We start from the raw sequence: 20,421 nt of genomic DNA on the forward strand, positions 1-20,421 counted from the left end.
CATCTTTTCCAGCAGATGTATAATATAGACGACCAAATTATAGATTAAGCGCGATCGCAGTAGCAAACCTCTCTCAGGGCAGATGCAATTTAAGTTTGTTGGGTTTTACTGTACCTGGAATTGACGAATGGTAATTATTAGTGACAATCTAAATAATAGGTGCTGCATAAGCTGAATATGCAGGCATCTATTTATTGCATAGAAAGATACATAAAAGTCATCGATCATCAGGAGAACCAGGATCTATGAGTGCGACATCAAGATACTGGCATATTTGCCGAATTAGTCTTAAAAATCAAAGAACTGGATATGAATACAGTTTAGTTCCCATTGCCGAGGAATTTTGTTATTCAAATGTTCCTAGTTCCCAAACTAGGGAGATGCAAGCTTTTCTGCTATCCAATTACAGCTTTAACTCAGGCTTTGTTGATGTTGCAACTCGTGCAAAAGCTGGATTTTGTTTGCGGTGCTATGTTAGCGAACCGATTCTCAAAGCTTGTCAAAAGATAGATAGTCTGTTTAGTGGTGATAAGTCGTTTACGTACAAGGATTTACTGCCATTTGTACTGAATGATGATGGAAAAACGCCGATTATTTTAGATAGCGATCGCAAAACTCAACTTCTGGTGGATGCAAACGGTGAAACGAAAACATCAACTTTTAAATTTTTTACGGTTGAGGTTTTGCGAACATATAACGCTGATGCCTCTAGTATGAGCTTAGATAATTGGGTATACTTGCAAACTAGACAAAATTCCGAAGTTAAAGATTTCTTATCAGAGTTTGGTTTTCAGAATCTCAGTGACTGGGCTTTGATGAATCGAGTTAGACCGAAACAGATTGAAAAATTATCTGTACGCGATCGCAATTTAGTCGAAGTCTTTCATTCAGTTTATCGTCGAGACAGACAGAATCAGCGCCAAGTCGGTGCAAAAAGATGTCCTGACCCCCATAGTGCCCAACTGCAAGAAATGTTAAAAAGCTTGCAGGAACGAGGTGTCGTAATTAAAACCACAGTTGAGTTGACAAAAGAACTCAAATATGTAGCAACCCAACTCAGACAATATGACATCTGGAGTTACCGAGAACCTTTAGAAATTCAAGACCCGGATACAGGAAATTATACAACCAGAGTGGATTTACCCAATGATTCCCAAGATGAATTAGATGTAGAACAACGGGAAATGATAGAGTTTTTGCATGAGCAACTCAAAAGCTCGTTAGTTGAGGCAATCAAACAACAGATTAGCGATCGCTTAAGCGAGTTGCAAAAAAGCCGAAAATATGCAGCTTTTGCCGCTCAATTCATTCTGGGATTGCAACTTTATTACTGTCAGCAGATGCCTTTGAAGGATGTTGGTCTTAAATTGGGTATGTCAAGTTGGGATCAAACTAGACGGATATTAAATCCGGGAGAATTACTTTCCAAAGTTCGCACGCAAACAGTACAACAAGTTATCGAAAAAATTTTAGCAGAGGCTAATTCAAAAGGTCTAACTGAAATTCCCCCAAAAATAGAATATCTCAAAACTGTGGTTGAGCAAATTGAAGCTTTTGCTGATGCCGAAATTTTTCAAAAAGCCGCAGAAGAAATTAGAGCGGGAAAAAGCCGGAGTCTAGATAGCTTATATGCACAGGAACTTCGTCAAAATATAAATAATTAAAAATCCGCACTCATTCACTAAAGATATGCATAATTCCACTGATATAAGATTGTTATTACCTGAATCTATTTGGTTAGAATCAGAACATTTTGAAGAAGCGAAAAAAATGACCGATGGTCATTCGCTTCCCATCTTGCAGACAAGACCCGCTGGGAGCGATCGCTCTAATAATGAAGCTGATAAATGGCAAACTTATCTGAATGCACTAGCGCTACTTGGCTTTGAAGAATGGCTAAGTACACGCATCACCCAGCAACCAATTAAGCGCGATTCAAATATCAGCTATCTCAAAGTTGGTGAATTTAAACTTTGTCTAATTGCTACAGAACATATACTTGACGAACAGGTAAATTTAGCAGTAGATTTCATTGAAAGACCAGAATTAGCGGCTCATTTCTATGTATTACTTGAAGTCTTAGAAGAGCAAGAAGAAGTAATAATTAGAGGCTTTTTGCGTTACGATGAACTAATTAATTATACAACAATCAAATTACAACCACGAGATAGTTTTTATCGGCTACCGTTAGCCGAATTTAATCCAGAACCAAATCACCTAATATTTTACTCGCGTTTTTTAGAACCGACAGCTATTCCTTTACCTGTAGCCACAGAAACAAAAGCAGAAGAAAGTTTAGTTGGATATCTACAAGAAACTACAACTAAATTAAGCCAATGGTTACAAGGTGTAATTGATGAAAGTTGGCAAGCTATTGATACACTTATTAGCCCAGAAGTAAATTTAGCTTTCAGCACTAGGAGTGTTGAAGTAGCGACAAAGCGAGGCAAATTGATTGACTTAGGAATACAATTAAGTCATCAAACTGTGGCACTACTAGTCAATATCACCGAAGAAGCTGAAGAAAAAATATCTATTTCCATACAATTGCATCCAACGGGTAAAGAAAAATATTTGCCACTAAATATCAAAGTTACTTTATTATCTAAAGTGGGTAATATTCTTCAGCAAGTCGAAGCTAGAGGTCAAGATAATTACATTCAACTTAAGCTTTTTAAAGGTGAAAGAGGTAAACGCTTTAGCATTAAGGTTAGTTTGGACGAGCTTAGTGTTATAGAAAATTTTGAATTGTAATATTATGTCCTGATAATTAACATTAATAAAAATATCGCAACCCTGGTAGAGAGGTTCGGTGTGGAACGTCTTTGCAATAATCGTAGAGAGGTTCCAGTGGAAGCAATACGGTTCGGTTAACGTATGTAGAGACTAGCAAGTGCAACGTCTCTACAAGGGTTTTGGGTTCACAAATATTCTTAACCGAACCGTATTGCCAGTGGAACGTCTTTACAATATATGTGATTCCCCAATCTATTTGTTGGGGGTGTAAATTTGCACAATTGGTGCTGGTGCAAGTTCTGACAAATTAACCGATTTTAACAATTTAGTCCAATCTTCAACAAAAGTACCAATCCCTGGATTATTGCGCCGTAATTCTCCTAAATTACTAACCGCATCATACCAAATCTTATTAGCGATATAAACTTTGTACTTCTGTGATTTTGCGTTATTTAACTGTTGTTGCAGTTCTGGGGTTAGTGTCACTCGTCGCATCCACGCATCAACAAAATACACAGACTTATTTTCAGACGGACTACAATTAACGTTGAAATACCAATGATATTTTAAGTTTGGCTTCAGAGCGTATTGAGTATTTGGTGGCAGTTTGACACTAATTATTCCCGGTTTTCCTGGTAAGGTAATTGGTGTACGCCAAATATCGTTACCTTCTCGATCCTGCAAGACAAACTCTCCAAAACGGATATCGCTAGGTAACTCTGGAATATAAATCCAAAAGCTAGGATACTCGCTGATTGTTGTTCCTAAAAAGGATTTCTTGTTAGTTTCCTCACCAGGAACTAAGGCTGTCAACGGCGTTTTTAAGTTAGGACAATCACCACGTCGGCTTGTTCCTCCTCGACGCCGACCTGTAGGATCTCCATCATCGGGAAATTGCTGATCGGCAGGTTTATTTTGTTTGATAGTGAATGATTGTGCTTGAACTTGTGATGTTGCCAAACTAAAAAATAGTAAAGTAATCAAAGTAAGTTTTAAGTAACATAAAACAGACCTAACCCCCCAATGAGGGAAGGGGGAGTTAAAGCCTCTCTCCTTGTAGGAGAGAGGTTTGGAGAGAGGTCTTAGATTTAATTTATTTTTACTCATATTCACGAATTTAAATGTTTTTTGTTTATACGGGGACGCGGTAATATTTTCAGGACAACTGCACTAACAATTAACGCTAATGCTGATGGAATGAGTGGTATCCACCCGGAGAGTGTAAATATACTAAAACAGATAGTAAAAATTGCGATTAACCCTATAGCGATCGCTAATCCTAAATAAAGTGGTTGTTGAATCCTCCAAGCGATAATTCCTCCTAATAATGACCATCCCCATACCCAAAGCGCTTCCATCCACCCAGACCACCACCACAACAAAGGTCTTTTGTCAAGCACTGCACTGAGAATCTGACCGATCATCTGTGCTTGCACAAATACCCCCGGAATTTGCTTATTATTGTCTGCTGCGTTGCTGCTGTAGGGGGTTTTCCAATAATCAGAACTGCTTGAGGCTGTAACCCCAATTAAAACGATGCGATTCTTTAGTGATTCGATTAACTCAGGCTTAATTTGGTCAGTTAAAATATCTTTTAAAGCTACTTGTCGAGCAATCTTTTGTGGAGAAAGTAAAGAACGATAATTCAGCAATATTTGATAACCGGATGCATCAATTTTTTGATAACCGCTGGTGTGGGATTTTAATTCCTTAAATTCTACATCGCCAATTTGCAAATTTTTGTTTGAATTGATTTTCCATCTAATACCTTGTGCGTTCAAATAATGTTGTGCTAACTGAAAGTTAAAAGAATGTTCTGCCACACAGGGAGATTTCGCTGGGGGAGTTAAGTGTAAAAGTTGACGACGAGCGATATCACCTTCATCCGCGACAAAATCACTAAAACTCTGGCGTTGTATTGGGACTTTAGGTGGTGGTGGAACGCCATCCTGTGCTTGATCGACGGGTGCGGCAACTTTACAGACTGCAAACAGGCGATCGTCGTGTTGCAAGCGATTTGCTAAATCAGGATATTTACGGTCAAAAGGAAAATCATGATATATATCTATACCAATCGCTTTGGGTTGATATGAGTCTAGTTTTTGCAAAAGTTGATTGAATGCTTGGTCTGATAGCGACCAACGCAGATTCATTTTTTGCTGTGTTTGATATTGAATATCTGCTTCATCAATTGTGACGATTAATAAACGGGAATCTGGCTTTTCATCAGGCGATCGCAACTGCATTAAATGGTCATAAGATTGTAATTCCCAAGGTTGCAGCATCCCTAAATAGCGTACTCCCATGACTAAGGTTCCCACAAGTAAACTGGCAATCAATAGCGTTGACAAGCTATGCTGAAGTCGAATTTTGTCGCTTTGGGTAGAAATAACCGTTTTTGCCGATTGTGACCAAATCATCGGTGCTACAGCAGGGTTTTGACAAATTACGGGTAGCCAAGTAGCGCAGGGGTATTCTTTTTCTAATCCTTGCAGTCTTTCCCTTGCATAACGCACTGCTGCATATAAAGATTGTCCGCTGGAAAATTCCGCGAGAAAATACTTTAGAAATTTTTGCGCTACCAGATCGGGGACTGGTTCTCGCATAACAATTACTTGGGGAATCTGCAAACTTTGTAGTTGCTGCGCTAAACCCAAACCATCGCAAGAGTTAAAAATTGCTAACTTCAAACCGCGTGCGATCGCTTGAGACAGAGCATACTTTAATTGATCCAGCGTTAAACTATCTGTATGATTAAGTTGCAACCATCCTTTTTCTTTAGTGCAGCTATGACCAGCAAAAAAGAGAATATCCCAATTTTGTTTCCAAATGCGATCGTTTAAATCGTTTAACGATGGTTCTACTAAAAATTCAATCTCTGCTTGATGCGATAATTCTTCTAAGAAAGTTCGATCCTGACTAATTTCAATTCCTCGACTATCACCAAAAATAGCCAAAATTTTAACTTTTTTTTCACTGCTATTTGCATGAATTATATTCGGTTGTTGATATTCTGCTGCACTTAACGCAACTTCCGCACGAGGATAATCTGTAAAAAAGTTCCACAAATGCCAAGGAAGATGCCGCAATTGATTATCATTGGTTTCAATAATAAAGCGAATTTCTGCGGATGGTTCTAATTGCGTGCGTAATTGTTGGTCAATTTTGTGAAACTGCGTTGAATTAAGCCATGCATTTATGCTGTTGTCTAGCTGTTCGCATAAATCGTGAAGATCGACTTCCGAAATATTAGTTACATAATCGGATTCAATTTCAAAATCGTCGTCAACTTCAGCTTCGACATTCAGACGCAAACCGAGACGTTGATGAAAAAGTGAATAAAGCGATCGCCAATTGCGGTATATTGCAGTAATTTCTGGTGCAGCTGGCAAACTAGCAGTAAACTTCATTCCGTAAGGGTTGTTTTGTTCCCCAAGCTGGACAGTTACCGCTGGAAAGCCATCCTCTAAATTACCCTGTCCTAAGCTTAAAACAACTAACCTACTCATCTTTGTCTGACAAAACAACGGTCAGATATTAGATTCCCAAATTAAAGTAGCATTTCCGCAAATTGTTGACATCAGCCTTGCGTTAGATTTGCAAAAATGAAATTACGCTATCCTGATTACTGATATGAAATTTTACATAGAAGCATAAAATAATTGAACAAATATTAATTTTAATCACTTTCCGCAAAAATTACTTGCTCGTAAAGGTCGGTCAATGCAATTTTAAAATCAACCGTTTCAAATAATAAAGTTGCAAATTCACCTTCAATTTCGTCAAAAATCCATTTCCCATCAGCAGTTTTTACATAATGCATCACATGATATTGATATTGGTCAATTAAAATATATTCCTTAAATTCAGGGATAGAACGGTAGTAAAGAAATTTATTACCCTGGTCATAATTTTGAGTTGATTTAGATAAAACTTCCGCAATTAGTAACGGATTCATTACAGTTGTTGTACTTGTTCCTGTATAAACAGGTTGTCCTTGAATTACCATCACATCTGGATAGGTATATTGCCGATACTTCGGTATCCATAAACGTACATCACCGATATAAACTCGATAATTTTGCCCTTTTAGGGAAAATTTTAGGTTTGCATAAAAGTTCCCTGCAATTTGATTATGATTTGTAGTGCCACCTGTCATCGGAACAATTTCTCCATCACGGTATTCGCTTTTATATTCTGCCTTTTCTTCTAGTTCTAAATATTCTTCAGGTGTGTAATCGCGATTTTGTGTTTCTAACTGCATAAAAATACCACCTATTCTTGTACTGCTATGCTCATATTTTTTGGGCAGAAAACTACCGTTATCAAGGTAGACGAGGTTTAAACAATCTTTATTTTACTTGCTGCTCTCGTCGCTTTTTCCCGTGCTTCTCGAACATCAACACCTTTAGCTAACGCTACTCCCATTCTTCTATATGGATGAGCATTAGGTTTACCAAACAGTTTAATATCAACATCTTTTTCTGACAAGGCATCAGCAACACCTGTGAAAGCGATATTATCTGACTTTTCCGAAGCTAAAATTACCGCACTGGCTGATGCTCCCAACTGTTCTATATTGGGAATAGGTAAATTTAAAATAGCTCTTAAATGCAATTCAAATTCATTCAAATTTTGGGATATTAACGTCACCATGCCTGTATCATGAGGTCTAGGGGAAAGCTCCGAAAAAATAACTTCATCTTTAGTAATGAAAAACTCAACACCAAAGAGTCCCGCACCTCCTAAAGCATCGGTAACTTTTTTAGCGATTTCTTCAGCATCGAATATCATTTTTTCCGAAATTATAGCAGGTTGCCAAGACTCTTGATAATCTCCTCTTTCTTGACGATGACCGATAGGAGAACAGAAAATAGTCGGTGCATCCCACTGTTTGATTGTCAATAAAGTTATTTCAATTTCAAAATTGATAAATTCTTCAACAATTACCTTTTGACTATCACCTCTAGAATTAGCGATCGCACTCTGCCAAGCTTTCTCAACCTCACTCTTCTCCTGCACAACAGATTGACCTTTTCCTGATGATGACATCACAGGTTTAACAACATTAGTAAACCCAATTTCATCACTAACAGCAATCAACTCTTCTAAATTTTCCGCATAACCATATTTAGCAGTTCTAATCCCTAATTCCTTATGTGCTAATTCTCTAATTCTGTCACGATTCATCGTATAATTAGTAGCTGCCGCAGTTGGAATAACCGTAATTCCTCTTGATTCAAACTCCAATAACTTTTCCGTTCTAATCGCTTCAATTTCTGGGATGATAAAATCAGGCTGATGTTTAGTAACTATCGCTTCTAAATCATCTCCACTCAGCATAGAAATAACTTCAAAACAGTCAGCGACTTGCATAGCTGGAGCATTCGCATAGCGGTCAACCGCAATTACATAATTACCCAGACGTTGAGCAGCAATTACAAACTCCTTCCCCAATTCTCCCGAACCTAACAGCATCAACTTTTGCGGCAACTTCATACAACTACTCATTAACTCTCTGCGTCCTCTGCGTCCTCTGCGGTTCGTTATTCTAATTATCATCTTCCTAATAATCAAACCTAGCACCGCGAAGTTGTAAATCTTTACGTTGATTTTCTTTTAAACCAATACCTTCACCAAACCGACACTCATCTACAAGAGCATTTAACCATATAGTTTCATTCAGAGTTGCACCTTGCAAATCCGCATTTCTTAAATTTGCATTAGTCAAGTTAGCAAATAATAAATCTGCATTTTTTAACCTGCTATTTTGGAGATTTGCTTTTGACAAATTACCACGAATAAAGTTGACTTCATCTAAAATCAAGTTAGATAAATCGGCTTCTATTAAATTCGGAAATTTTAGCTGAGTTTGATTGTCTAAAAACCGCATTAAACAATTTATGTTTGCTTCATTTAAGCGCATTTTGGTTAAAAATTCATAACGAGCTATACCAAGTTGTTGGAGTAGTTGCAATCGTTGTTTGGGAGTTTGTTGTAAAAATTGGATAGCTTGGAACCGGAGGTTTTGAGTTGTGGATTGTAACATATAATATTTTCTCACGCAGAGGCGCAGAGGCGCAAAGAAAGAAGTTTAATTTAGAGAATTTGCAATATTTTCCGGAAAAATGCAAGTATCATTTGTTTAGTATTTACAGGCTTAATCGATAAAATATGAAAAAAATGTTTATTAGCAAGAAAAGAAAAAAAGGTTGGTTAATAATAATGTTGACGGGGATTTTTTTAGGGTTATTTACTTGCTTTTTGGCTGATATTGTTAGAGCGAGAGTTATAAATGTTGATAAGTTGGTGAAACAATTAGAAGAGCAACGTGAAAAACAAATAGATAATCCTCGTTTGATTCAGAAAATTGCGGTACAAAGGGGTTTTGAGTATGAAAAAGGACTAGACTTTAAATGTTTATCATGGTCTACATATCCGGTTAGTAATGGTTGGACAAATCAAATAGGGGATCGCGATTTTATTCTAGATTTTTATATTCCACCAGACAAAAAAGCGATAATTTGTACAACACCAATTTTAGCAGCTGCGTTAACTGCTGAAACTCACAAACCATTTTTGTATGAGGTTTACCCAACTGATTACGGTTTGCATATTCGCATTACCATCGGTCTTTCTGAAGTTGGAGATGCTTGTCAAAGTTTGACAGGAAATATTAATTGTGCAAATTCTATATTATCGCGTCAAGTGATAGTACGGCATGAACCGTAGAAAATTATTAGACATAGGAGTAGAAATTAAATATGCGTTATCCAGAACCTTTGTAGAGACGTAGCACAGAATAGTCTCTACATTCTTTTTCACGTCTGTGTCTATTCTATCAATCCATCTCTGCTAATTCCATCCAACGTTCAGTCGCTACATCGATCGCTTGCTTGAGTGTTTCCACTTGGTCGTACAATTTCTGCACTTGAGTATAATTCCCTGATGGGACATTTTTTAGGGCTTTTTCTACTTGTGCTTTCTCTTCTTCTAACTTAGCAATTTTACCTTCCAACTGCTCAAATTCTCGCTTTTCCCAAGTTGATATGCGACGCTTTTTAGTTTCTGTATTTTTCGGTTCAGCATCTACAGTTTTCGGCTTTTCTTTAACAGTAGCGATTTGTTGTAGTGCTGCTTCTTCGGCTTTTTTGTAGTCGATATAAATTGAGTAGTTACCGGGATATTCACGGAAATTACCACCGTCTTCCAAGGCAAAAACTTTGTCAATTGTTCTGTCTAAAAAGTAGCGATCGTGAGAAACTACAATTACACAGCCAGAAAAATCTTCTAAATATTCTTCTAGCACTGCTAATGTTTGCACATCTAAATCGTTTGTGGGTTCATCGAGAATTAACACGTTAGGTGCGCTCATGAGAACGCGTAACAAAAATAAGCGTCGTTTTTCACCACCAGAAAGTTGATGAATTGGTGAATATTGCTGGTTTCCGGGAAACAAAAATCGCTCCAACATTTGCGAAGCTGTAATTTGTGTTCCATCAGAAATTTTGACAAATTCTCCTTCTTCTTTGATATAGTCAATTACCCGCTGATTTTCGTCTAACGCTGTGAGTAATTCTTCGGAATGTTGGTCAAAATAGCCGATGTGAATTGTCGAACCAATTTCTACATTCCCAGAATCTGGCTCAATGCGTTTGGTGATAATATCCATTAAAGTCGATTTTCCTGCACCGTTACCACCAATAATGCCGATGCGGTCTTCTGGACTAAATTCGTAGGTAAAATCTTTAATTAAAGTGCGTCCATTGTATGCTTTGGATATATTATTTAGTTCAATAACTTTCTTGCCAATGCGACGACCTACTGTAGAAATATCAACTTTACCCTGAACTTGTTTAAACTCAGTTTCTTGCATGGCATGAGCGCGATCAATTCTCGCTTTTTGCTTCGTACTTCTGGCTTTGGGTCCTTTTTTCAGCCATTCTAATTCGCGTCGCAATACCCCTTGATGTTTGCGTTGACTGCTAACAGCAGATTCTTCCGCTAAAGCCTTCTTTTCTAGATAGTATGAGTAGTTACCTGCGTATGTGTAAATGTCGCCTCGGTCAATTTCAATGATACGATTGGTAACGCGATCTAAAAAGTAGCGATCGTGAGTTATTAATAAGAGTGCGCCGCGAAAACGATTTAAGTAAGTTTGCAACCATTCCACAGAAAGAGCATCTAAATGGTTTGTAGGCTCATCCATCAGCAAAACATCCGGTTCTGAAAGCAAAGCTGTTGCTAAAGCAATGCGCTTGCGATAGCCTCCAGATAATGTGCCGATAATGGCGTTAAAGTCGGAAATTCCTAACTTTGTCAAGATGATTTTGGCGTTAGTTTCTAACTCCCAAGCACCAGTCGCTTCCATCTGTTGCATGACTACAGACAAGCGGGACATTAACTGATTATTTTCTGGGTTGTGAGCTATTTTATCAGAAAGTTCTTCATACTCACGCACTAAAGCCATTTGTTCACCGCTGTCAGCAAAAACTTGCTCTAAAACTGTGCAATTTTCGTCTAAGTCTGGTTGCTGGGGAAGGTATATAATTTTAGAGTTATTAACTAAAATTTGACCGCTATCAAGGGTTTCTAATCCAGCTATCATTTTTAATAATGTTGATTTGCCAGAACCATTAGTGCCAATTAAGCCTACTTTATCAGTTGCATCTAGACTAAAGCTGGCATCTTTGAAAATTTCTTTGATGCCAAAGTCTTTACTGATTGATTGTAATGTAATAATACTCATGTAATTAGTTAGGAGTTAGGAGTTAGGAGTTAGGAGTTAGGAGTTAGGAGTTAGGTAGAGACGTTCCGCACCGAACGTCTGTACGAGAGGTGCCCGAACATCTGTAAGAGAGTTATTAGTGAGTAGGATGAGCATTGCCCACCCTACGTTTGATGAAGTTTATACAAATAAATCCAAGGGCAAATGTCCATACATTTCGTTGATTCCCCCTTCATTGTAAGATTGGCAAGACACCAATACACCTCGATGATGTCCTGGGTAGGAATCAAGATAACACAAGCCGTTTTTGCCGTTTAATTTAATGTAAACTGGACCTTCAATTGGTGGCAAATTACTCGGGACTTCATAACCCAAAGCTTGGGAATAAGTTTTCGTGGCAAGCATTCCTTCTTCTTCTGTATCAGCGCAAATTCCTAAAATTTGATAATCAGAAAGGCTGGTTAACAAAAGTAATCCCTGACGGATTAAAACTTTTTCTGATGGCTTGACAACAGGTGCGATATCCAGACAGTTAAATTTATTCAGGATTTTTTTCGCTTCTGAGACAGTGAGATTCGTGTGATTGGGTGTTGACATAAATATGTTTATTATGTCCTTGGTGTTTATGGTTGTATTTTAGTTGAGGATTGCTCACTTTAATACCCTAAATTAGGGTTCATTTTGAAGATTGCCCATATTGAAGAGAAAAGGTACGCTGCTCTTAGAATCTCCACTCATCACGAGGACTTTGGGCATTTGGGCACCACCGCTTCTCCAAGCTTCAATGGCTTCTTTTTGTAGAACCAATTGCCCACCTTGAGCTTTGAGAGTCTCTGCTAAGAGTCTTTGAGCTTCGGCTCTGCCTTTTGCGCGATTAACATCTGCTTGGGCTTCTTGTTCGGCTTCTCGTGCTATGTAGACGGCTCTTTGTGCCCGTTGTTCCGCGATTTGTTTCTCCTCAACTGCTTTGGCAAATTCTGGCGAAAAGGTTAAGTCAATGACACTTGTATCTAATACTATTATTCCATATTTTTCTAGGCGATCGCTTAACGCCTGATCAAAATCTTCTTTTAACTCAGTTCTTTTGGTAATTGCTTCTTCTACTGTTCTTTTTGCTGCCGCTATTTTAAAGGCTTCTTGTGTCTGGGGAGCAATGATTTTTGAGACGATATTCTCTAAAGTTCCTTGTTTCCTTCTGACTTCCACTACCTTTACCGGATCGAGACGAAAGTTGATGGCAAATCTCGCAGTTAAATTTTGCAGATCCTTAGTAGAACTTTCTGCCGGCACTTCAAATTTTTGCACTGTCAAATCATACACATCTATTACTGAGATGAAAGGCGGTTTTAGGTGGATACCTTCTACTAAAGCACCATCTCTGGCTTTACCCAAGACACTAATCACGGCTGCTTGTCCTGGGTTAATAATTATAAAAGCATTTAGGCTTAAAATAACAATTATTGCCGCTAAAAATCCGGCTACTATCGTTTGCCAATTCCCTGATTGCTGATTTTTCAATTTTTTTCTCCTTCCTTCATACCGAGAAATAAGTAAAATACTACGGATAAATCCGACACTACCAAATAGTTCAAACTTCTGCTATCTCAAGAGTATCATCAGTTACAGAAACTCTTGAGTTCTCATTCAATCAAGAATAGGGGTAAAGGGGAAAGGGGAAGCACTTGTCTTACGACACGCTTAAAAGAACGTGCAGGGAAAGGGGTAAGAAATATAGAGTTATAGTGAATAAATCCGTACTTTATTTCCATACCTTTCCCCTTTACCCCTTCCCCTTTTCCCCTCCCCAATCAAGTCTTCCATTTTCATAACTCAGTACCTAAGAGTCAAGACTCAAGACTTTCTAACGTGCTAATATCAATGCTCACTCAACTGTAAACGGCTGTGTCTACTGTATTAAAATCTCGTCGGATGTTAAAAAGGCCTGGAAATTCAGTACATCCTTTCCAACGCTTGCTTGATTATGGACATGAATATCGTCAACAAATTTGGTTAGCTAGTGTTTGTTCTATTCTCAATAAAGTTTTCGACTTAGCACCACCAGCTTTAATTGGTATTGCTTTGGATGTGGTCGTAAAAAAGCAAGATTCTATTATTGCACAGGTGGGAATAAAAGATACCTTTGGGCAATTTTTGATTTTGGCGTTACTGACTGCCATCACTTGGATTTTTGAATCGGTTTTTCAGTACTTTTACAGCTTGCTATGGCGCAATTTGGCACAGAATATTCAGCATAATTTGCGTTTGGATGCTTACAGTCATTTACAAGAGTTGGAATTAGCTTATTTTGAAGAACGCAGTACTGGTGGTTTAATGTCTATCCTTAGTGATGATGTTAACCAATTAGAGCGCTTTTTGGATGTGGGAGCAAATGACATTATTCAAGTTCTGACAACTATTGTAATTATTGGTGGTGCTTTCTTTATTCTAGCTCCTAGTGTGGCGTGGCTGGCAATATTACCGATGCCATTTATCGTTTTCGGTTCGGTTGCTTTCCAAAAATTGCTGGCACCACGCTATGCTGATGTGCGAGAAAAGGTAGGCTTACTTAATGGAAGGTTATCTAATAATATCAGCGGCATTACTACGATTAAAAGTTTTACGGCTGAAGATTATGAAAAGGCACGTTTAAGAGCAGATAGTGAAGCTTATCGGCAAAGTAATACAAAAGCGATCGCTCTCTCTTCTGCCTTTATACCATTGATTCGGATGCTGATTTTAATCGCTTTCACAGTCTTGCTCATTTTTGGTGGTATGGAAGCTGTCGCTGGAAGAATGTCTGTAGGAACTTACAGCGTTTTAGTGTTTTTAGTTCAACTGTTATTATGGCCCCTAACTAGATTAGGTGATACTTTTGATTTATATCAACGAGCAATGGCTTCTACAAATCGGATCATGGATTTGCTAGATACACAAATCGCCATTCATCCCGGAAATGTGCCTTTACCTGTTGAGACTGTACGCGGTGAAGTAGTATTGAAAAATGTCAGTTTTGCTTATCTTGATAGGCAAGGGATAATTGAGAATTTATCATTACATATCCCGGCAGGAAAAACAATTGCAATTGTTGGTTCTACTGGTTCTGGTAAAAGCACTTTAGTCAAACTTTTGTTACGGTTTTACGAAGTGCGATCGGGAAATATTACCGTTGATGGTATAGAGTTAAAAAAGTTGAATTTGCGAGATTTACGCCGCTGCATTGGCTTGGTAAGTCAAGATGTATTTCTGTTTCATGGTACTGTAGCAGAAAATATTGCTTATGGCAGCTTTGATGCCACTGAAAAAGAAATAATCACGGCAGCTAAGGTGGCTGAGGCTCACGAATTTATTACGCGATTGCCTCAAGATTATGAGACAATTGTGGGAGAACGGGGACAAAAGCTATCTGGTGGACAAAAACAACGAATTGCGATCGCTCGCGCAATTTTGAAAAATCCACCCATTTTGATTTTAGACGAAGCTACCTCGGCGGTGGATAATGAAACAGAAGCCGCAATTGCGCGATCGCTCAAACGGATTACAGTTAATCGAACCACGATAGCGATCGCTCATCGACTTTCCACCATCCGCAATGCCGATTGCATTTATGTCATGGAACATGGGAAATTAGTAGAATCCGGAACCCATGAACAACTAGTAGAGAAAAATGGCATTTATGAAAGTCTCTGGCGCGTACAATCTGGTTTAAAATAAGTTTCGCGCACTCGTAGCAAAGATGTCTTGAGAAGCTTTGCACCTTGGCACGAGTCGAATTTTTTTGAACTTTTATGAAGTGAATTTTTAATTATTATGATGTTTGGTAGTACCCAGTCGGAATCAGGAGATAACAAGTGGCGTCGCAACTTGGATAAATTTGTCAAAGCAAATCAGCAAGAATTAGCGGCGTTATCTTGGGCATTATGGTTAGAAAATAGTGACACTCAGGGTACTATCGGCATTGATTTGCAACCCAAGCCGCATTTTGTTTATTGCCCCAAAGAATCGGTAGAGAAACTAAATGAGAGAGTGGAAAATAGGCTTCAGGAACTGTTAGGAATTATTGAGCATTATCAACCAGAAGTTGAAGTTGTCATGATTGGTATTGGTAGCGGTGAAGTTAAGTTAATTCAGTTTGCACCGTCACCTGCACCACCGAATTGTTTTGAGCAAATTGCTAAGGATGTAGATACTTTATTAGAGCTTTTAGAACAGCGGATGAGTGATATCATGTCCGTTTAATTAACAGCAATAAAAACAACATCGCAAGCGTCCTAGAGACGTTCCACCCTTGACGTCTCAGAGCGTATGTGTGATTTGCGCTCCCACGATCTGAGGATTTTTTGGGTTGAATAGCCCGCACCATGCGCGGGCATTGGTGACAACAATACAGAATACAAAGCGGCTGCGACCCATGATTTGATCGCTGTGCGATCGCGCATTTTTTGGCTACAAATGCATAGAGGCGTGCAATACACCCCTATGTATTAAAAACTCTTTTGCTTGCTACTTAGCAGAAAATGTCAAAATGCTAACGCCGTCTACCAGAACCAAACGAGCGGCTAGGTGCAGAACGCCCACCGCTACCAAAACCACTACCAGAAGGGCGTCTGGTGGTGCTGGATCTGCCAGAAGGTGTTAAAGTACTGCCACCATAACCTGAACCGGTGGCGCGGCTGTTGCCCGTGGAAGGACGCGGTACAGTACGTACATTAGAACTACCAGGATATGACCTTCTAATCGTCCCTGTACTGCGGAAAGCAGTGCGGTTTCTCTCCACTGCGGGTGGCTCATTGTAACGAGTACGGTAATTACTAACCGCTTCACCGTAGCTGCTACCATAGCCCCCGTAGCCTCTTAGCACCCCGGACGGCTGATAAACTGGCGGGACATAATACTGAGGTCTAAACAACAAACTACCGATCGCCTGTCCCGCTATGCCACCAGCCACAGCTCCTGCAAACGGTGCCCAAAAGCTATTTTGTTGTTTGACTACAACTGTTTCCTGCTGTCCGGTTTGGGGATTTGTTTTATTTTCGGTGACATTATGGACATATTCAATTTTGAAATCTTCTGTCAAATATAAAGCTGGCTGCCCATTTTCTACTTTTAGGTAACTTTTCTTACCTTGCTTAATTTCATCATCGGTAAGCCGTGCCATTTGCAGATTTTGCGATTTAAAAGTTGGGGGGGTAGCATTAAATAAAAATAGCGTGTACTCCCCATTGCTGTCGTCGAATGTAGCTTGTTGCACATCATACTGACCATCACTCAGCTTAGTGGTAGTTGAGGTTTGGCTAGCATTCTTAGCTTGAGGAGTCGTAGCTTGGTTTGAATTGCTGCCGCAGCCGACAGTTGTCAAGCACAAACTGAGTGCTAAAAAAACGGCTGTAAATTTACGCATTATTGACATGAGCATTTGACTATTATCCTATCTTTGAGCTTAACAAGTTATTCATTCGGGCTGTAAGTAGGGACTACCCTACAAGTTACAAAGGAATCAATTCTGGGTAATATTGCAACAACTGATCGTTGCTTAGTTCGTCACCTAACTGCGCGGGCGAAAAATGCACGCTTATTGCTCTTAGCTTATGTTTGTAGTGCAAGTTTATAATCGCTTTCAATCCGTCTTTAAGCGCTGCAATGTTAGAAAGGTCGCTTTCTAGTTCTGGAACTTCTCCTTCATAAGCAAATGTAATCATCACAATTACATTGCGCGTCACAGGTATAGATAAAGGTTCATTTGACCTATTAGAACTAAAATCTGGTTCACTCAGAAAACGTTCGGCAGAGTCGGTAAATAATTCATTTACATAATCTCCTGCCTCACCTTCACTCCAAAATACATCTCCTTCATTCGCCGCAGAAGTCCAATATTCATCATATTGCAGTAGAGTTTGGCACAGTTCTACTAATCCTTCTCCAAGAACTTCTACGTCGCCATTGACATCAATTGCTTCTCGTGCGCCCCGATTTAATACTCCCAAAATCGGTGCTACTTCAGAGCCTGCTAAATGTATAAATAGGCGACAGACTACATAACGAGTCCGACCCATCATTTTATTAAACATTTTTTCTCCTGAAATTTGTTGTTTGTTGGTTGATAGTTGACACTATCCAATGTAATGAAACCCTTTAACGAAATCAACAATTGTATTTACCGAAGGTAGTATAACATTGGTAGATGTGTGAGAGCTTTCATCATATGAAGCATTAATTGCTCCACGATTAATAAATTTTTTCCCAAAGTTGGGGTGGTCATGTACAATTAAAGTGTGAGCGCTGGAATTTGTTAATATAGTTTGCGTAGGTGTTTGGAAGAAGTTGACTTTTGCTGCTATTTCGAGAATTTTTTGCATTTGTCTAATTACATCGGCATTATTTCTAGCTTCTTCTATCAAAGCAGATAATTGCTTCAGGCGATCGCTCTTATCTTCTCCCTCTAGAGAGGTATCTTCACGATTAATTATTTCTACAACTGTATGAATATTTCTTTGGGTAGTTGCGGCATCTTTAAAAGGAAGAATCGCAATGTAAGCTGTGGGAAATAAAGCTTCGTCGCTATCTACTCGAAAGGTGAAAACAGTCCGGCGTCGTCCGATTTCTATACTGGGGGGTTGTCTGAGTTGCCGATATTGCTGGCTTATTTGATAATAAGCGCCAGCAAGGGCAAAATGTGCTTCTGATTCTAGAGCCGCATCTACGATAATGCGGATTGTCGGAGGAGTTTCGTTAAAAAAGTCTGGGGAGTCAACAGAGGTGAAATTTTGGATAATAGAGCGATCGCCTGTCGGACTCAAATCAACCCATTTGCAAGTTATACCCTCGGTTTTTAAGCCAAATCGTGAGGTAGCGTAAAGTTTTGCCCCAGTTAAAGTCGCTCCCGTTAAATCTGCACCTACCCATTCTGCCTTAATTAATTTAGCTTCTGATAAATCAGCGTGTACCAAACTCGCGTTGGTTAAATTAGCATTGCTCAAGTCTGCGCCAATTAAGTTTGCTCCACTCAATTTTGCCTCGCTTAAATCTGCCCATCGCAGATTCGCACCGCTTAAATCTGCCCATCGCAGATTCGCTCCACTCAAGTTAGCCCCTTTCAGGTTAGCTGCTTTGAGATTCGCTTGTCTGAATTCGGCTTCTCGGAAATTTGCACTCTCTAGGTCGGTACGACTGAGGTCAGTGACGTTGAAATTAGCTTGCTCACAATTGGCTTGGGTCAAAGAAGCCCCTCTCAGGTTCGCTTCACTCAAATTGGCGCGACAAAGTACGGCGTGACGCAGTGTCGCTTCTCGTAAATCGGCGCTGCTGAGATTTGCTTCTAAAAGGTCAGCGTGACTGAGATTAGCGCGAATTAACTCAGCGCGAATCAGCGTTGCAAACCTGAGTTGGGCACGACTGAGATCAGCGCGAATTAAATTAGCTACATTGAGACTAGCGTTGTTTAGAATGGCGTCGCTGAGATTAGCACCACTCAATCTTGCTACATTCAGCTTGGCGTAGCTTAAATTTGCTTGAGTGAGATTTGCACCACTGAGGTTAACTATACTCAAGTTAGACCTCGTAAAATTCGCACCACTGAGTTTAGCGCCACTCAGATTCGCTTCAGAAAGGTCAACCCCACTAAAGTCTGTAACTGCGAAAGCGTATTTTTCTAGTAATTCCTCTACAGTCATGAATGTCACCCCTCGAATCCCTAGGCTAATAGTTGGTATATGTATAAATTATGTAAAAGCGATGTAATTTTCACAGATGAACATTGGTATTTTCGGATTGGGACTGATCGGTGGCTCTTTGGGTTGGGATTTGCGATCGCTTGGACATCATGTTTTAGGTGTCAGCCGTCGTGAATCGACTTGTGAAAAGGCGATCGCTCTCGGTAGTGTTTCCGAGGCTTCAGTTGACATGAGCCTGCTGTCAGCAGCAGATGTGGTATTTATTTGCACACCTCTAGCGCTTATTGTTCCCAAATTTGAGGAATTAATCGCTTATTTGTCGCATACTACAATCATTACTGATGTCGGTTCGGTGAAAGCACCGATAGTTAAGGCACTTTCTCCACTTTGGGATAATTTTATTGGCGGTCATCCAATGGCAGGAAGCGCAGATAATGGGATAGAAGCGCGAGAAAGTAACTTATTTGTCAATAAGCCTTATGTGTTGACACCGATATCCACAACACCAACTTATGCAATAGAAGTTGTTGAGGAAATTGTGCGATCGCTTGGCGCAAATATCTACCATTGTCAGCCAGAACAACATGACCGCGCTGTTAGTTGGATTTCTCATTTACCAGTGATGGTTAGTGGTTCGTTGATTGCTGCTTGCATGAGTGAAACTGACTCAGAGGTATTAGAATTAGCGAAAAAGTTTGCAAGTTCCGGCTTTAAAGATACAAGTCGCGTCGGTGGTGGAAATCCGGAATTAGGCTTAATGATGGCGCGATATAATCGCCAAGCATTGCTTAATTCCCTACAACAATATCGCCACAAAATTGATGATTTAATTAACATAATTGACCAAGAAGATTGGACAACGCTTGAAGAAAAGCTGAACTTAAATCACAACGCGCGACCTAATTTTGTTGAATAACCGTAGCGTGCGTTAGTAAAGCGTAATATCATGACAGGCTTATTACATATATTGTAGAGACGTTCCGCCTGATATATTGTAGAGACGTTCCGCCGGAACGTCTTTACGAGGGTTACGATGTTTTTATTAGTAGAGACGTTCCGCCGGAACGTCTTTACGAGGGTTACGATGTTTTTATTAGTAGAGACGTTCCGCTGGAACGTCTTTACGAGGGTTACGATGTTTTTATTAGTAGAGACGTTCCGCCGGAACGTCTTTACGAGGGTTACGATGTTTTTATTAGTAGAGACGTTCCGCCGGAACGTCTTTACGAGGGTTACGATGTTTTTATTAGTAGAGACGTTCCGCCGGAACGTCTTTACGAGGGTTACGAT

17 protein-coding genes are annotated in these 20,421 nt (G+C 39.5%); 6 read left to right on the forward strand and 11 right to left on the reverse strand.

Annotated features, from left to right (window positions below; genetic code table 11):
- The first annotated feature begins 245 nt into the window (after window positions 1-245).
- Window positions 246-1,664, forward strand: coding sequence for a hypothetical protein (locus OGM63_RS02845; RefSeq protein WP_263743993.1), 1,419 nt, complete (start codon window positions 246-248; stop codon window positions 1,662-1,664).
- A 25-nt stretch (window positions 1,665-1,689) separates the two neighbouring features.
- The gene (locus tag OGM63_RS02850) at window positions 1,690-2,754 is read left to right on the forward strand and encodes a DUF1822 family protein (protein ID WP_263743994.1); all 1,065 of its coding nucleotides are present in this window, start codon (window positions 1,690-1,692) and stop codon (window positions 2,752-2,754) included.
- 234 nt (window positions 2,755-2,988) lie between these two features.
- Here the strand turns inward: OGM63_RS02850 and OGM63_RS02855 are convergent, their stop codons facing one another.
- The 5 genes from OGM63_RS02855 to OGM63_RS02875 all read right to left on the reverse strand — a co-directional run bounded on the left by OGM63_RS02855 (window position 2,989) and on the right by OGM63_RS02875 (window position 8,785).
- Window positions 2,989-3,720 (reverse strand): DUF928 domain-containing protein, encoded by a 732-nt coding sequence (locus OGM63_RS02855; RefSeq protein WP_263743995.1) that lies wholly within the window; start codon window positions 3,718-3,720, stop codon window positions 2,989-2,991.
- Between the two features lie 125 nt (window positions 3,721-3,845).
- Window positions 3,846-6,245 carry a CHASE2 domain-containing protein gene (locus tag OGM63_RS02860; protein ID WP_263743996.1) on the reverse strand — a complete coding sequence of 800 codons (2,400 nt, stop codon included), beginning with the start codon at window positions 6,243-6,245 and terminating at the stop codon, window positions 3,846-3,848.
- A gap of 170 nt (window positions 6,246-6,415) precedes the next feature.
- The gene (locus OGM63_RS02865; RefSeq protein WP_263743997.1) at window positions 6,416-7,000 is read right to left on the reverse strand and encodes a Uma2 family endonuclease; all 585 of its coding nucleotides are present in this window, start codon (window positions 6,998-7,000) and stop codon (window positions 6,416-6,418) included.
- A 77-nt stretch (window positions 7,001-7,077) separates the two neighbouring features.
- Window positions 7,078-8,247, reverse strand: coding sequence for a formate-dependent phosphoribosylglycinamide formyltransferase (gene purT, locus OGM63_RS02870; protein ID WP_263743998.1), 1,170 nt, complete (start codon window positions 8,245-8,247; stop codon window positions 7,078-7,080).
- A 55-nt stretch (window positions 8,248-8,302) separates the two neighbouring features.
- Window positions 8,303-8,785, reverse strand: coding sequence for a pentapeptide repeat-containing protein (locus OGM63_RS02875; protein ID WP_263743999.1), 483 nt, complete (start codon window positions 8,783-8,785; stop codon window positions 8,303-8,305).
- A gap of 125 nt (window positions 8,786-8,910) precedes the next feature.
- Between OGM63_RS02875 and OGM63_RS02880 the strand changes: the two genes are divergently transcribed.
- Complete coding sequence (locus tag OGM63_RS02880; RefSeq protein WP_263744000.1) at window positions 8,911-9,468, forward strand: hypothetical protein; 558 nt, start codon at window positions 8,911-8,913, stop codon at window positions 9,466-9,468.
- A 109-nt stretch (window positions 9,469-9,577) separates the two neighbouring features.
- Here OGM63_RS02880 and OGM63_RS02885 read toward each other — a convergent pair whose 3' ends face one another.
- The 3 genes from OGM63_RS02885 to OGM63_RS02895 form a co-directional block, all read right to left on the reverse strand.
- Window positions 9,578-11,485 (reverse strand): ABC-F family ATP-binding cassette domain-containing protein, encoded by a 1,908-nt coding sequence (locus tag OGM63_RS02885; protein ID WP_263744001.1) that lies wholly within the window; start codon window positions 11,483-11,485, stop codon window positions 9,578-9,580.
- 159 nt (window positions 11,486-11,644) lie between these two features.
- Window positions 11,645-12,061 (reverse strand): DUF1824 family protein, encoded by a 417-nt coding sequence (locus OGM63_RS02890; protein ID WP_263744002.1) that lies wholly within the window; start codon window positions 12,059-12,061, stop codon window positions 11,645-11,647.
- Between the two features lie 72 nt (window positions 12,062-12,133).
- The gene (locus OGM63_RS02895; RefSeq protein WP_375340447.1) at window positions 12,134-12,949 is read right to left on the reverse strand and encodes a prohibitin family protein; all 816 of its coding nucleotides are present in this window, start codon (window positions 12,947-12,949) and stop codon (window positions 12,134-12,136) included.
- Between the two features lie 444 nt (window positions 12,950-13,393).
- Here OGM63_RS02895 and OGM63_RS02900 point away from each other — a divergent pair, with 444 nt between their 5' ends.
- Together OGM63_RS02900 and ccmS are read left to right on the forward strand one after the other, a co-directional pair.
- On the forward strand, window positions 13,394-15,175 hold the full coding sequence (locus OGM63_RS02900; RefSeq protein WP_263744004.1) for an ABC transporter ATP-binding protein: 1,782 nt from the start codon (window positions 13,394-13,396) through the stop codon (window positions 15,173-15,175).
- Window positions 15,176-15,271: 96 nt separating this feature from the next.
- Complete coding sequence (ccmS, locus tag OGM63_RS02905; RefSeq protein ID WP_318528393.1) at window positions 15,272-15,700, forward strand: beta-carboxysome assembly chaperone CcmS; 429 nt, start codon at window positions 15,272-15,274, stop codon at window positions 15,698-15,700.
- A 289-nt stretch (window positions 15,701-15,989) separates the two neighbouring features.
- On the opposite strand, the gene OGM63_RS02910 is transcribed toward ccmS, so the two are convergent.
- The 3 genes from OGM63_RS02910 to OGM63_RS02920 all read right to left on the reverse strand — a co-directional run bounded on the left by OGM63_RS02910 (window position 15,990) and on the right by OGM63_RS02920 (window position 19,131).
- Window positions 15,990-16,862 carry a hypothetical protein gene (locus OGM63_RS02910; protein ID WP_263744005.1) on the reverse strand — a complete coding sequence of 291 codons (873 nt, stop codon included), beginning with the start codon at window positions 16,860-16,862 and terminating at the stop codon, window positions 15,990-15,992.
- 85 nt (window positions 16,863-16,947) lie between these two features.
- Window positions 16,948-17,529 carry a DUF1517 domain-containing protein gene (locus OGM63_RS02915; RefSeq protein WP_263744006.1) on the reverse strand — a complete coding sequence of 194 codons (582 nt, stop codon included), beginning with the start codon at window positions 17,527-17,529 and terminating at the stop codon, window positions 16,948-16,950.
- A gap of 42 nt (window positions 17,530-17,571) precedes the next feature.
- Window positions 17,572-19,131 carry a pentapeptide repeat-containing protein gene (locus OGM63_RS02920; RefSeq protein WP_263744007.1) on the reverse strand — a complete coding sequence of 520 codons (1,560 nt, stop codon included), beginning with the start codon at window positions 19,129-19,131 and terminating at the stop codon, window positions 17,572-17,574.
- Window positions 19,132-19,207: 76 nt separating this feature from the next.
- On the opposite strand from OGM63_RS02920, the gene OGM63_RS02925 reads away from it, so the two are divergent.
- Complete coding sequence (locus OGM63_RS02925; RefSeq protein WP_263744008.1) at window positions 19,208-20,047, forward strand: prephenate/arogenate dehydrogenase; 840 nt, start codon at window positions 19,208-19,210, stop codon at window positions 20,045-20,047.
- Window positions 20,048-20,421 lie beyond the last annotated feature (374 nt).

Source organism: Plectonema radiosum NIES-515 (assembly GCF_025753815.1).
Lineage (GTDB): Bacteria > Cyanobacteriota > Cyanobacteriia > Cyanobacteriales > Nostocaceae > Hassallia > Hassallia radiosum_A.

Coding starts and splice junctions, on each gene's coding strand:
- OGM63_RS02925 (WP_263744008.1), top strand. CDS start 19,208: ATGAACATTGGTATTTTCGGATTGGGACTGATCGGTGGCTCTTTGGGT.
- OGM63_RS02880 (WP_263744000.1), top strand. CDS start 8,911: ATGAAAAAAATGTTTATTAGCAAGAAAAGAAAAAAAGGTTGGTTAATA.
- OGM63_RS02865 (WP_263743997.1), bottom strand. CDS start 7,000: ATGCAGTTAGAAACACAAAATCGCGATTACACACCTGAAGAATATTTA.
- ccmS (WP_318528393.1), top strand. CDS start 15,272: ATGATGTTTGGTAGTACCCAGTCGGAATCAGGAGATAACAAGTGGCGT.
- OGM63_RS02860 (WP_263743996.1), bottom strand. CDS start 6,245: ATGAGTAGGTTAGTTGTTTTAAGCTTAGGACAGGGTAATTTAGAGGAT.
- OGM63_RS02850 (WP_263743994.1), top strand. CDS start 1,690: ATGCATAATTCCACTGATATAAGATTGTTATTACCTGAATCTATTTGG.
- OGM63_RS02890 (WP_263744002.1), bottom strand. CDS start 12,061: ATGTCAACACCCAATCACACGAATCTCACTGTCTCAGAAGCGAAAAAA.
- OGM63_RS02915 (WP_263744006.1), bottom strand. CDS start 17,529: ATGTTTAATAAAATGATGGGTCGGACTCGTTATGTAGTCTGTCGCCTA.
- OGM63_RS02910 (WP_263744005.1), bottom strand. CDS start 16,862: ATGCGTAAATTTACAGCCGTTTTTTTAGCACTCAGTTTGTGCTTGACA.
- OGM63_RS02885 (WP_263744001.1), bottom strand. CDS start 11,485: ATGAGTATTATTACATTACAATCAATCAGTAAAGACTTTGGCATCAAA.
- OGM63_RS02900 (WP_263744004.1), top strand. CDS start 13,394: ATGTTAAAAAGGCCTGGAAATTCAGTACATCCTTTCCAACGCTTGCTT.
- OGM63_RS02875 (WP_263743999.1), bottom strand. CDS start 8,785: ATGTTACAATCCACAACTCAAAACCTCCGGTTCCAAGCTATCCAATTT.
- OGM63_RS02920 (WP_263744007.1), bottom strand. CDS start 19,131: ATGACTGTAGAGGAATTACTAGAAAAATACGCTTTCGCAGTTACAGAC.
- OGM63_RS02845 (WP_263743993.1), top strand. CDS start 246: ATGAGTGCGACATCAAGATACTGGCATATTTGCCGAATTAGTCTTAAA.
- purT (WP_263743998.1), bottom strand. CDS start 8,247: ATGAGTAGTTGTATGAAGTTGCCGCAAAAGTTGATGCTGTTAGGTTCG.